The sequence below is a fragment of the Algoriphagus yeomjeoni genome (genome assembly GCF_049821175.1).
GTDB lineage: Bacteria > Bacteroidota > Bacteroidia > Cytophagales > Cyclobacteriaceae > Algoriphagus > Algoriphagus yeomjeoni_A.
In genome coordinates, this window is sequence record NZ_CP187512.1 from 2,411,511 (window position 1) to 2,424,977 (window position 13,467).

At 40.6% G+C, this 13,467-nt stretch carries 7 protein-coding genes; 3 read left to right on the forward strand and 4 right to left on the reverse strand.

Translation table 11 applies throughout. From position 1 onward, the window contains the following. Window positions 1-127: 127 nt before the first annotated feature. Window positions 128-6,133: a PAS domain S-box protein gene (locus ACPUEN_RS09580; RefSeq protein ID WP_425640064.1), complete on the reverse strand. Its 6,006-nt coding sequence runs from the start codon at window positions 6,131-6,133 to the stop codon at window positions 128-130. Between the two features lie 270 nt (window positions 6,134-6,403). Here ACPUEN_RS09580 and ACPUEN_RS09585 point away from each other — a divergent pair, with 270 nt between their 5' ends. Then, window positions 6,404-6,775: a single-stranded DNA-binding protein gene (locus ACPUEN_RS09585; protein WP_425640066.1), complete on the forward strand. Its 372-nt coding sequence runs from the start codon at window positions 6,404-6,406 to the stop codon at window positions 6,773-6,775. Between the two features lie 58 nt (window positions 6,776-6,833). On the opposite strand, the gene ACPUEN_RS09590 is transcribed toward ACPUEN_RS09585, so the two are convergent. The 3 genes from ACPUEN_RS09590 to ACPUEN_RS09600 all read right to left on the reverse strand — a co-directional run bounded on the left by ACPUEN_RS09590 (window position 6,834) and on the right by ACPUEN_RS09600 (window position 10,009). After that, complete coding sequence (locus ACPUEN_RS09590) at window positions 6,834-7,295, reverse strand: SRPBCC family protein (protein ID WP_425640068.1); 462 nt, start codon at window positions 7,293-7,295, stop codon at window positions 6,834-6,836. 246 nt (window positions 7,296-7,541) lie between these two features. Continuing rightward, the gene (locus tag ACPUEN_RS09595; RefSeq protein WP_425640070.1) at window positions 7,542-9,245 is read right to left on the reverse strand and encodes a GH39 family glycosyl hydrolase; all 1,704 of its coding nucleotides are present in this window, start codon (window positions 9,243-9,245) and stop codon (window positions 7,542-7,544) included. 98 nt (window positions 9,246-9,343) lie between these two features. Further along, entirely contained in the window at window positions 9,344-10,009 is a 666-nt protein-coding gene (locus ACPUEN_RS09600) for a helix-turn-helix domain-containing protein (RefSeq protein ID WP_425640071.1), read from the reverse strand. A 325-nt stretch (window positions 10,010-10,334) separates the two neighbouring features. On the opposite strand from ACPUEN_RS09600, the gene ACPUEN_RS09605 reads away from it, so the two are divergent. After that, entirely contained in the window at window positions 10,335-10,706 is a 372-nt protein-coding gene (locus ACPUEN_RS09605; RefSeq protein ID WP_425640073.1) for a single-stranded DNA-binding protein, read from the forward strand. Window positions 10,707-10,985: 279 nt separating this feature from the next. After that, window positions 10,986-13,292, forward strand: a complete 2,307-nt coding sequence (locus ACPUEN_RS09610) for a GH92 family glycosyl hydrolase (RefSeq protein ID WP_425640075.1) — start codon at window positions 10,986-10,988, stop codon at window positions 13,290-13,292. The last annotated feature ends 175 nt before the right edge of the window (window positions 13,293-13,467 follow it).

Here is a 13,467-nt window from a genome sequence, read left to right on the forward strand (position 1 = left end):
TATTCTATTTCTTGCGACACCGATTTCAATTTTAAATTTACTTTCTTCAAATGCATCAAGTGAAAGCAAAATAGCGCCTTTGTTATCTTGAACCAAGAGGATGTAAACAGGTATAATCTTCTTTATATCAAATCATTAGATGTTTCTTTTCAATAGTAAAATAAAAGGTAGTCCCTACACCAGGGGTGGATTCAAGCCAAATTTTACCTTCCAGGAATTCCACATGTTTTTTGGCTATAGAAAGCCCTATGCCAGTACCATCGTATTCATTCCGGTTATGTAATCGTTGAAATAGGGTGAATATTTTATCATGGAATTCTGGATCAATTCCAATCCCGTTATCCTTGATAGAGAACATCCATTCATCAGCTTGCTCAGTCGCATTTATTTCAATGTGAGGTGCTATTCCCGCCTTCGAATATTTTATTGCATTGTCCACTAGTGAATGAAAAACTTGTGTAATACCAGCCCTGTAGGTGTAGATAGTTGGCAGTTCAGAAGCAGAAATCTTAACCGCTTTTTCGGAAATTATTTTTCTTCTCAGCTGTTTGAAGTCTGAAAGTATCATGTTTAGATTCACCAGCTCCAAAGAGTCACCTGGTCTTCCTGCTCTTGAATAGTCCAATAAATCAAGGATAATTTGCTTCATTCGCTTGGCACCGTCAGAGGCAAAGTGGATATACTTGAGGGCTTTTTCATCCAACTGATCTTCATATTTGCGCTTGAGCTGATCCATAAAGCTGGATATCATCCGCAAGGGTTCTTGTAGATCGTGAGAAGTGATAAAGGCAAATTGCTCCAGTTCCTCATTGGAGCGCTCCAATTCCTTTGCATAGGTTTGCAGTGACTCATTAAGCTCAACCAGCTGGTGTTCAAAATTTTTCCTTTCGGAAATATCTGTCATCGCACCTATCACCCGTATTACGTTTCCTTCCTTGTTTCGTATAAATGTGGCTCGATCAATCACAAATGCATAGGACCCGTCAGCTCTTAAAAATCTGTACTCCTCATACCAACTATTCAGTGTTGGGTCTTGCATATATTGTGCAACTTTAGTTGCAATACGTACCCTATCACCTTCATGAATGAGCGATACCAAAAAATCAAACGAAGGTTTTGTCTCATCCATGTTATATCCGAACAAGGTCTGAAACCCCCTACCCCAAAAAAGGTCATTTTTCACTACATCAAAGTCCCAGATAGCATCGTTGGTAGCATCGGTCACTTTTTCAAATCGTTCGTTGGCTTGGATTAGGCGGATATCTGCTTCTTTTCTGAGTGTCACATCTTTAAAATAGACAGATAAGCCTTCTTGGGAAGGATAGACCGCTACTTCAAACCATTTACTGAGTGTTGGGTAAAATTCTTCAAAACTTACATTTTCCCCAGTTTGTAGGGCTTTGTGATACTGACGGTAAAAATCAGAGTCAATTGCATCTGCATATTTTTCCCATAAATTTTGTCCTACCATTTCCTCCCGATTTCTGCCCAAAACCAGTTCAGCCTCCTTATTCCAATAGGTCACTATCCAGTTTTTGTCCAGAGCAAAGAATGCATCTCCTATACTTTCTAGAATATTATTCTTTTCCTCGAATGCTCGTTGCAAGGCTTCAGCTGCTTCCCTTCGCCCATCTACATTTTTGAAATACGCAGAAATTCCGCCATTGGAGGGATAGGCATTCACTTCGTACCAATTACCATCACCGGGAAAGAAGTATTCAAAAGATTCAGACTTTCCTGTCTGAGCTACACGTAAATATATTTCCTGAAGCGGGGTACCTATGGCAGCAGGGAATTCTTTCCAGAGGTTTTTCCCTAAGACATGTTCACATTTTCTATTCAGTAAGTTTTCCGACTCCTTATTGAAATAAGTGAAATTCCAATTTGAATCAACTGCATAAAAAGCATCTGAAATACTCCGCAATATTTCAGAAATATGCAATTCAAGTGATTTTGTAAAGTGTATGTCCTGAAAGCTGCCATAGATTTTAGTACACTTACCGTTTATCCGTTCACTTTTTCCAATCGCCCTGACCCAGCGTTCATTTCCTTTGCTAGTGATCAATAGTAATTCTTCATCAAACTCGAGTCCTTCATCAATTAAATCAGATAAAGCATTTTTAATACGTTCATGACTCTCTTCAGTATAAAACTCAAGGCCTCCGGATAGGCTTGTGTCATAGTCCTGATCCACTTCCAGAATTTCTTTAATCAACGGCGACCAGAACATTTTATCCCCTTCCTGAGATAATAGATCCATTTCCCAACTGCCAATTCTCGCCATTTCAGAAGCCTGACGGAGTAGCATTTCATTCTTGACCTCCTGAGTAACATCAAGTACTATTGAATTGAAAAGTATACTTCCATCTGCCAAGAATACAGGTGTACCGATACCCAGATGCGTTCGTAGCTCTCCTGTTGGCATCAGGTATTTCAAGCGGGTGGACCACTTGGAATTTGTCTCAATGGATTTGAAAATGCTTGCTTTGGTTTCTTCAAAATCACCTGCAGCCCTTATCTGATCCCAAACTAAGTTTACGTTTTCTAAAACTTGCTCTGCTGTGAAGCCCCACAACTGCTCTACTGCTCCCGAGATATGCGTTAGTGCATCTGTCCCATCGGGATAGATATAATACTGATATACTACACCGGGAATGTTGTCTGAAAGGGAAAGTAACCTTATTTCAGCTTCCTTGCGCTCGGTAATATCCTGTATACTTCCATAGATCTTTTTACATTGCCCATGGTGCATTTCTGCAGAACCAAAAACACTGACCCATTTTTCTTTTTTATTCTTGGTAACGATTACTGCTTCGTAATTAAAACTTGTGCCTTTTTCTTTAGATTCCTTTAGCTTAGCTTGGGCCATGGCCCGAAAATCATCCCTGTAAAAATTAAAATCATTCGCTAAGTTGGGAATATGGTTTTCGCCATCTATTTCTAAAATTTGGTGAGCAATATCTGACCAAAAGAGCTCATTTTTTTCTATATCAAATTCCCAACTGCCTATTTTCGCCAGTTTTGATACCTGTTCCAGAAGTTCTTCATTTTTAGCCTCTGCTGTCACATCCAAAATCACGGTATTAAATTCCACTGTGCCATCAGTCAAATAAGTGGGTGATCCATAACCCAAATGAGTTTTCAATTCTCCGGTGGGCAGCACATATTTCCATTGGGCTGACCATTTTGATTTGTTTGCTACTGATTCTAAAACGCTCTTTTTTACCTGTTCAACATCGCCACCTGCAGCAATTTGATCCCAGACCAATTGATTATTCTGCATTACTTCCTCTGCTGAAAATCCCCAAACTTCCTGAGACCCTTTGGTTACAGACTTCAGACGATCTGTACCATCAGGATAAATATCGTATTGAAACACAACGCCAGGTAGGTTATCGGCAAGCGATAGCAGTCTGATTTCCGCTTTCTTTCTCTCATAAATATCCTGAAAACTGCCATAAATACGCTGACATTTTCCATCCACCAACTCTGCGTTACCAATGACGCGCACCCAAAGTTCTTTTTTGTTGACAGTCACCAATACTGCCTCAAAATCAAAAGGTTCACCATCTCTTATGCATCGCTCCACATTAGAACTTACCAATTCCCTGAAATCCTTGCGATAAAAACTAATACCTTTTTCCAAATCAGGGCGAAAGGAATGCGGGTCCGTTTCGTGCATTTGGTGTACTTCTTCTGACCAGTAGAGTGTTTGATTGATCAGGTCGATTTCCCAGCTTCCTATTTTGGCAAGCTTGCGTGATTGCCTATTCAATTCTCTCAGCTTCTTTTCTTCCGTTATATTTTTGGCGGTCGAATATATCAATCCTTCCTCTAAATTGGTGTTGCAATACCAACTTAACCAGAGGATTTCTCCTGATTTTCGTATGAATCGTACCTCGAAATTGAAGGTGGTTTGTCCCTGCTCCAAGCGGCTGAGTTCGTCAAGCGCTATAGCCTTGTCTTCGGGATGGATAAATTTCTCAAAGGTTTGAAACAGTATTTCTTCCTCACTATACCCCATCAACTCGCAACCTGCCTTATTGATAGTTAAGAACCTTCCCTGAAAATCGCCTATACTTACCATATCCGGAATAGCCTCGAACAAATGACTTAAGTCATTTTCCAACATAGTCCGCTTGAGTTCAGAGCCGATAAAACCCTCCAGGCGTTTAAATATTCGGGTATATTTTTTTAGATGATGGGCATTTTGTTTAGTCCCTATTGTCAGAACTCCCTGTACTTCATTATTTGAAATCAACGGAACACCCAAAACAGACCTCAGACCAATTTTTTTCGCTGCCTTCTTCCTTACAAAAGAATTCAAATCTTCAAAGTCAGTCCAGAGAAATTGCGTTTTATCGGCCCAGACTTTTCCAGGCAACCCTTCTGATTTTTGAAAAGTATGAATCTTTGAACCTAAGTGATAGAATTCTTCATCGTCAGGATCTGCTACATAGTGGTTGAGAAGATGCATTTGGTTTTTCTCCAGATTGGAAGTCCATATCTCTACCCAATCAAACTTTCCAAATTGGCTGATCGCCTTGCATAACTCATTCGTTGCCCTGCCATAGTCATTTTCAATATTAAAACATGAGCTAATTTGGGTCACCAAATCGTTTTCAAGTTCTTTGTTTTTTTGCTCAGTAATATCACGCTCGATGGCAATCCAATGCGTACACAGTCCATTTTCATCGGCTACCGGTGAAACAGTAAAATTTATCCAGAATTCTTCCCCGTTCTTTTTGTAGTTGATGGTGGTGATTTCGCACGACTCCTTATTGCGGAGAGCTTTACTTAATTTTGCCAGTTCAACTCGATTTGAACTTGGTCCCTGCAAAATTCGAGGTGACTTACCGACTACTTCTTCGGCGGTGTAGCCAGTCATTTTGGTAAAAGCGGCATTCACATAGATGATTCGCGGGCCAGGTTCGTCAAGAGGTTCCGCTTCAGTAATTAAAACTGCATCATTGGTGTTGGTGATGACACTACTCAAAAGTTTCAGTCGATGCTCCTCTTCTTTTTGCTTAGTAATATCTCTGGAAACAGAAATAATCTGTTGTACGGGTTCATCGGAATTACTTACTGGCGATACTAATACATCCCACCATTTTGGGATACCTTTAACCGTGGGGCAAAATGCGGTAAATTGGGAAGTTTCTCCAGCCAAGGCTTTATCTAAAGATGCATTTATTAAGTATTCATTTTGGCTGCCCCATAATTTTGACCAGGATTTGTCTTTAAATTCCGAAAAGTTGTCTATCTCCATATGACACAATCCATTGTAATTCATGTACTGGAGACGACCTTCAATATCCATTACTTTTACGCAATCGGGACTACTTTCCAATACGGTGCGATTAAACAATTCACTGGCTTCAAGTTGCCTTTGCGCACTTACTTGATCAGTAATATCCCTTGAATTAGCTACTATCCCATTCACAGCAGGATTATCCATCATATTTGTTAGAACCGTTTCAATCCAACGCCATTCATTCTTACTATCAAGTAATCGAAAGGGCTCCACAATGACCTTGCTTTCGGTACTGATTCGCTCCATGTAACCGGCAGCTCTCTCGCTGTCATCAGGATGGATGAAGTCAAATATCGTTTTGCCTTCAAACTCTTCTGGTGTAATACCTAAGATGGATGTAGTAGTAGGACTGGTATAGCTATATTTACCATCGGTATCAATGATACTGATCATGTCAGCACCTTCTTGCACCAAGGCTTTGAAGCGTTGCTCACTTTGAAGCAATAGCTCTTCTTGTTTGATTTTCTTCGTTACATCCTGACACACTACAAGCATACATTGGCGGTCATTGAAAACCAACTTATGTCCGTTGATTTCCATTTTGATAAGCGTACCGTTCTTTTTTTTGTGGATGAAAACCCCTATGTAACTATTTCCTTCATTGCTTTTTACAACTTTACGGGACTTCATAAGCTTGGGAATTTCCTCAGGCGGCCTCAAGTCTTTCAAAGTGAGGGTTAGAAATTCCTCTTTTGTATACCCATAATGTGCTATAGCTGCTTGGTTTACCTCCAAAATTCCAAGCGTTTCATCCTCATAAATCCATGACGGAAGCGGGTTAAGGTTGAAAAAATTATTATTAAATTTCTCTATTTCCATATTTTTCACTTTTGAGCAGAAGCTGATATAGGTAAGGCATAGCCAAAATGCCTCACCTGCATCTACCTCCTCCTAAACCTACTGAAAACATTTGAAATATTTAACCGCCTCCGATTCACTCAAACCCACTTTATTCGACCACAATCGGATACTATCGAATACAAACGATTAGGTACCGACTCCGCGCTTTCCCTTCCTGCAACTTTGACCCATCAGTTTTTCCTCTAGCGAAAACGACAAACAAATTATCTAACCAAAACAACAAACATCATGAATGCGCTAAGAAACAAAGTACAGCTAATCGGTCACCTAGGAGCTAAAGTAGAATTGAAAACTCTGGAAAGTGGCAAAATCGTAGGACATGTAAATATCGCAACCAACGAATCCTACAAAAACCAAAAGGGCGAGCGGGTTACCGAAACTACCTGGCATCGCTTGGTAATGTGGGGCAAGAATGCTGAGCTACTCGAGAAGTTCACTGACAAAGGGTCTGAGATAGCTATCGAAGGAAAAATATCCAACCGCGACTACAGCGATAAGGATGGAGTGAAGCGATACATCAGCGAGATTGTCGTAAATGAATTCTTAGTATTGGGAGAGAAAACCGCAAAAATGCAGGAAGAAGCAGATTTGCCTTTTTAAAAGTAACTCATTAAAAAAATCCGAGAGATGAAACTCTCGGATTTTCATTTTTTGGACATTACTTTTCTAAAATCTTCTTTAGGTTTTCCAAACTCATCAGTAAATCTTTACCCAGCATTTTTTGAAAAACCCATTTAAACAGGCTCATGGGGAATTTGGTGGGTCCACGGAAATCCCAAGTTACCTGCGTTTGCTTGTCATTAATGGCAGAAATTAAAAACTTAGAGGTCCCCGTATTTTTCATGGGTCTTTCAAATTTCATCTCATATTCGATACACTCGCCGTTGACGATATTCGATATTTTCTGCTCGCCTGCCCCCACGCTTTTATCGGAGCTATCCCATTTATATACAAAGCCAACAGTCCCATCTTTACCGGAATATTCAGTCTTTTTATTGGGATCTTTCATATTCCAAACACTATAATTATCCATGTTTTTAGAATACTTCAGGTAATCAAAAACAAGATCTTTGGGTTGATCGATCACTACAGACTTCTCAACAATCATTTCACTGGCCATGCTGTATCAATTAAGGTTATATTTTTAGAAAGAGGCTTTCCGGAAAATTTATTCTTTTCTGAAAGCTCACTAAGCTATACAAAATCAATAAGTTAAGTGAAGATTAAAGCAAGTTTAAAACTGCCTTGATTTTTTACCCTAGCTAACCCAAATAGCTAGTCTGAAAGTGCCAATTTCCAAAAACAACGTTGGGTTCCTCTGCTTCGAATCCAACTACTGACTGAAATTTTTAGAGTTTGGAAACATTCACCAAGTAAACCTCAATAAAGAAACTCCCTGTCTTTCGATATCAAGTTTTAGGATTGTTTCTCCTTGCGCTAAAGTGATCCATTTAGGAGAACTCGCCAATTTTAATTGTCCAGCTTCTTCCAATTGCGCAATCTGATCGGCTGTTGGGTTTTGTGGTGACCCCATTTCCAGCCAAAGGGTATAGGAATTACTGTTTTTTTGATCGATGGTGAAATGCTCCAGAAGCACCTTTTCTGTCGGTAATCCTTTCAGTTTCACCTGTACTGCTGTGGTATCTCCTATGTGTATGTTATCGTCATGATAGTTCCAAAGCATAATACTGGCCGAATTATCATTTTTTGTTGCCAGCGCATTGATATCTGTGCGCTCCCCTCTGACTCCACTTTCTATGATGCTGTTGTGGTTATAAGCTAAATCACCGCTTACTTCCACTCGATTTCCTCCCATCATTCCAAACATCCGAAAGACATTTAACACCGGCTTATTTACTCCGTTAGTAGCCATGTCCCTGAATCCTGCAAACCAAGCCTGATCTTCAAATTCAAAACCCCAGGTAACTGCTCCCAGTAAATTCACCCCATACTCATCTGCAAGGGCATATTTGCGGGCAAAAGAAGCGGCAGTATAACTTGAATACATGGTGCCGTTCCGGTAGGCATTGTGTGGATAATCTGCTTCAGAACATGCCGCACATCCTTCTGGATCTGATTCCCCGATGATGATAGGCAAATCTTTGAACTCTGGATACGAAGCAACAATTTCAAATCCTTTCTCAATATCATTCAATTGAGCTCCCATGTTCATTTGCACCATTCCATCTACTACTTTTGGACTACCCTTCGCGTGAAAAGTGATAAAATCCAAAGGCGTTCCCTTCTTTCCCGTGGCATAATTTGTCCCATCCTTGACATGATTAAGGAATGTGGTGAGAAACTCAGCAGCCTTATCCCAGCCCGGACCAGTGCCTTCCGGACCTCCAACTTTTGCTGTAGGCAAAGCTCGCTTAACAGCATCCGCAGAATAATCATATAGCTTGATGTACTCTTCTGTAGTTCCCTGCCAGTATCCAATATTTGGTTCATTCCATAGTTCCCAGTACCAACTTTCCACTTCTTCTTTTCCATAGCGGTCTATAGAATGCTTCACCCATTGGAATACCAATTCAGCAAACTTCTCATAATCATTCGGTGGATAGGCCCATCCAGTGTATATTTCTTCATACTTGATGCCTGGCTTCCAAAAATGTCGATAAGGTTCAGGCCTACTGGAAAGTGCTTTAGGCATAAAGCCAATCTGCGCAAAAGGTTTCATCCCTCGCTCAATGTAGGTATCAAAAATCTGGTCAATGATTGTCCAATCATACACAGGCCTGCCTTGCTCGTCTTCTGTGTAAACATTGGTAGATCCCCATTTCAATGCTGCCCGCGGTCCTTCATCGGTCACCAACAGACTATGCGCTCTCACATATACCGGCACTGGACTTAGCTCTGCGATTTCGCCGAGAAGCTTTTTCCCATCTTTCATATAGGTGAAGTTGGGTTCGTCGTACCCCCACCATGCCCATATCGGCTTCATAGGTCCTTTTTCATTGGCAAAATCAACTTCAATCTCGATTGGAATATCTGATGATTGGGCTGAAACTTCACCGATAAAAAGTAGGAGAATAAAGAGGCTTGATAAAAATCTTTTGAAGGTTGTCATGGTTGTTTTGGTGGTTAAGGTGGGATTTCGCCAACGGTTTATGGTATGGTGTCGTGCTACGCACGCGACGAAAACCTAGTTGTTGTAACCAGTTGTTTTCAGAAGCTAAAAGATCGTTCCTGTCTTTTCATTCTGATATCCAAAAAAATTCCAATTCCAATTAACAGGAATGCAATCGAAATTACTCCAATTTTGATACTAGTATCAATACCACTCTGAACAGAGAAAGCAGTAGCAAATGCAATGGCAAAACTTGCTATCCAAGTTGTGTAGATATTTTCAGGTACAAAACCTAAGTTATTTTTTAAATACTTCTTGAATTTGGCTAGTTTTTTCTTGTAAATTTCATTACTAAAAGATGGAATTTTTTCTAGTTCCAAATATCTCAAGTAACTTTCAATTCCTTCCATCTGTTCCGTACTTAAATCCTTTTCTTTTAACTTCTGTAAAAGTTTTATGAATTTTTCAAACGTTTTGATTTCCGATTTTTCATTGGTTTTAGAAAGTTGTTTTTTTAGAAAGATTATAGTTGCTTTCAAATCGATTGTTTCCCTAACCGAATTTGGACCAATTAATTCACTCAATTCAACGTCTAAAGCAATTGCTATTCTTTTAATTGTTTCGCCAGTTGGTTCCGATTCATTATTTTCAATTCTTTGAATAGTTCTTAAACTAACTCTTGATTCGTCTGCTAAATACTCTTGAGACATTCCGCGAGTTGCTCTTAAATTCTTTAAGTTTTTTGCTAAATTTTTTGTTTCCATTTTGAATGTTAATTATTGTTTAAGCAAATGTATATCGGAAACATATTTACTTGTTACGTCAAGTAAACGTCATCTTTGCGTCAATTGGTTACAACGAGTCGCTATACGCAACTATAGCTTTTATCTTCTAAACCTACTAAACTTTTTTGATTCCTCAACCAACCTCCAATTCACCCAAACCCACTTTATCCGACCACAAACGGCTACTATCGAATACAAACGACTTGCTACCGACTTGTCGCAGACCCATCCTGCAACTTTGGATCATAAGTTTTTCCTCTAGCGAAAACGACAAACAAATTTTCTAACCAAAACAACAAACATCATGAATGCGCTAAGAAACAAAGTACAGCTAATCGGTCACCTAGGAGCCAAAGTAGAATTGAAAACCCTGGAAAGTGGCAAGGTCGTGGGTAATGTGAACATTGCGACCAACGAGTCCTACAAAAACCAAAAAGGTGAGCGGATCACCGAAACTACCTGGCACAGACTGGTGATGTGGGGCAAAAATGCAGAGCTACTCGAAAAGTTCACAGACAAAGGATCTGAGATCGCCATTGAAGGCAAAATCTCCAACCGCGACTACAGCGACAAGGATGGCGTGAAGCGCTACATCACCGAGATCGTAGTCAATGAATTCCTGGTGCTGGGAGAAAAAACTGCGAAGATGAAGGAAGAAGCAGATCTGCCTTTTTAAGGAAAGTCTTGAGATAGTGTAAAAATCAAAAGGCTGGTAGTTCAAACTTCCAGCCTTTTTCATTTTATGTTTACTAATCACTGGCTGATATTATCCTGCTTCTGGAGTAGAAGGATTGTATTTTGATCAAACGCTTGAAAATTAAACCTAAAACAAAGACAAACCTTGTATCCTTAAAACCCAAAGACCTGAAATCCTTTGCGTAATTACTCTACTACTCAGGTTTGTTTTTCGATTTTTTGAAACTTACTTCACCTTACAATTCAACTGACCCAAAAGATGAAGATTCTATATTCACTTATTTTTCTATTTTTTCAGTTCTCCGCTCCCACTTTTGCACAGATTCACTCTCCAGCAGATTTAGTAAACCCTTACGTGGATAGCAAAAATTCACGCTGGTTCTTTTTCAACTCCGCAACCAGACCTTTCGGGATGGTGAATCTTAGTCCTGACACGGATACCGGTGGAGCTTGGGGATCTGGCTACAGGTATGAAAGCGACTCCATCAAAGGGCTAAGTCACGTTCATGCATGGCAACTTTCGGGGCTATCAGTCCTCCCGGTTTCGGAAATAAAGTTGGAGAAAAACACGGATTTTGGATCGGCTTTTTCCCATGATTCAGAAATCGTCAAACCAGGCTATCATCAGCTCATGCTGGACCGATACAACATAAAAGTAGAACTCACCTCTACCCTACGGGTAGGATTTCATCGCTATACTTTCCCGAAAAACAGGCAGCAGCAAGTCATGATCAGACTTGGGGGAATGCTAGGTCCCTCGGACATCATCGATGGCAAAATCACCCAACTAGATAACACTACCCTTCAAGGGCATCTGATCAATGGGAACACCGTCAGAAGACCTCATAATACCGCAATCTTTTATGCTATCAAACTCAATAGGCCTATAGCAGAAATCTCGGGCTGGTCAGAAAACGGAGTCACTTCCACCCTTTCCGAAATCAATGGAAAAGACTCTGGAGCGCTACTGACTTTTGATAATTCTCAGGAAGAACTACTCATGAAAGTAGGGATTTCCTACGTCAGCGCTGAGCAGGCGATGCTGAATTTAACTACTGAGTTGGTGCACTGGGATTTTCAGAAAATTCAAAATGAAGCTTTCGACGAATGGAATAGCTATTTGGGAAGGATCAAAGTAGAAGGTGCCACAGAAAAGGACAGACGAAGATTTTACACGGATTTATTCCATGCCCTTCAGGGAAGAAGAACGATCTCGGATGTAAATGGGAAATATGCTGATATGACCAGTGGAATACTTTTGGCGAAGCAAATCCCCTTGGACGAAGCAGGCAAACCAAAATTCAGACACTTCAATTCGGATTCATTTTGGGGAGCTCAGTGGACGATTAATACGCTTTGGCATCTGGTTTATCCGGAGATTACAGAGGAGTTTGTCAATTCCATGTTGCAGTACTATCAGGATGGAGGTTTGATCCCGAGAGGACCTTCCGGTGGAAACTACACCTACGTGATGACTGGTGCATCAAGCACACCATTTATCGTCAGTGCTTACCAGAAAAGTATTCGGGGGTTCGATATTCAAATGGCTTATGAAGGCCTAAAGAAAAATCACCGCCCCGGAGGGATCATGGAAAAAGCGGGTTATGAGCACAAAACTTCTTTGGGAGGCGGCTTATCTTATTATTTACAAAATGGGTTTGTGCCGTGGCCAATTCCAGAAGGGAACTTCGGTTATCATCAGGACGGACCAAGTTTGACCTTGGAGTATGCCTATCAGGATTGGACACTTGCTCAGCTGGCCAAAGCACTAGGTGACGACGCAGTCGAGCAAGAGTTTTTGAAAAGGTCAGAAAATTATAAAAACACCTTTGATACCGAATCCGGCTGGATGCGACCGAGAAATGTAGATGGAAGCTGGAAAACCCCTTTCGATCCTTACGAATACAATGCCGGCTTCAACGAAGCAAATGGAAGCCAGGGAACTTGGTTTGTCCCTCATGATCTGGAGGGATTGGCAAAATTGATGGGTGGAAAAGACACCGCCATTGAACGCTTGAACAACTCCTTTGTAGAAGCTGAGAAACTTGGCTTCACTTCAGGCACCTCCCATTCTCAGGAAACCCATCCAGAGTACCGGAGAATTCCGATCAATTATGGCAATCAGCCTTCCATTCAGACCGCGTTCATTTTTCACAAATTGGGAAGACCGGATCTGACCCAATATTGGTCCAGGGCTATAGTGAAAAGAATCTATTCTGACCTAAGTCCTGAAAATGGGTACAACGGCGATGAAGATCAAGGGCTGATGGGAAGCTTGGCTGTATTGATGAAAATCGGCTTATTCCAAATGAACGGAGGAACCGAAGCTGATCCAGCCTATCAAATTGGCAGTCCGATTTTTGACAAAATCACGATTAAGTTGAATACAGACTATTACTCAGGAAAGGAATTCATCATCAAAACCGAGTCAAACAGCCCTTCTAATGTTTTCGTGAAATCTGCAAACTGGAAGAATCAAAACTTAGGCAATCTTGAGCTTTCGCATAGCCAAATCACAGGTGGTGGTGAATTGAAATTAGAGATGAGTGAAAGTCCTAAAAAGTAGATTCGCTCCGTTCGTGTCACGTACGGTAAAAAGTAATAAATGACTCCTGACCAAATAAAGTCCAGCTTCCGGAGAAGCAAGAGAACTGGGAATTGGAATTGAGTGAATTACAAAACAAAGGTTAGATTGGCAAACCGTCTCGTTTTCATTCTCTGAGTCGGTGTCCAAAGGACGA

Coding starts and splice junctions, on each gene's coding strand:
- ACPUEN_RS09580 (WP_425640064.1), bottom strand. CDS start 6,133: ATGGAAATAGAGAAATTTAATAATAATTTTTTCAACCTTAACCCGCTT.
- ACPUEN_RS09585 (WP_425640066.1), top strand. CDS start 6,404: ATGAATGCGCTAAGAAACAAAGTACAGCTAATCGGTCACCTAGGAGCT.
- ACPUEN_RS09590 (WP_425640068.1), bottom strand. CDS start 7,295: ATGGCCAGTGAAATGATTGTTGAGAAGTCTGTAGTGATCGATCAACCC.
- ACPUEN_RS09595 (WP_425640070.1), bottom strand. CDS start 9,245: ATGACAACCTTCAAAAGATTTTTATCAAGCCTCTTTATTCTCCTACTT.
- ACPUEN_RS09600 (WP_425640071.1), bottom strand. CDS start 10,009: ATGGAAACAAAAAATTTAGCAAAAAACTTAAAGAATTTAAGAGCAACT.
- ACPUEN_RS09605 (WP_425640073.1), top strand. CDS start 10,335: ATGAATGCGCTAAGAAACAAAGTACAGCTAATCGGTCACCTAGGAGCC.
- ACPUEN_RS09610 (WP_425640075.1), top strand. CDS start 10,986: ATGAAGATTCTATATTCACTTATTTTTCTATTTTTTCAGTTCTCCGCT.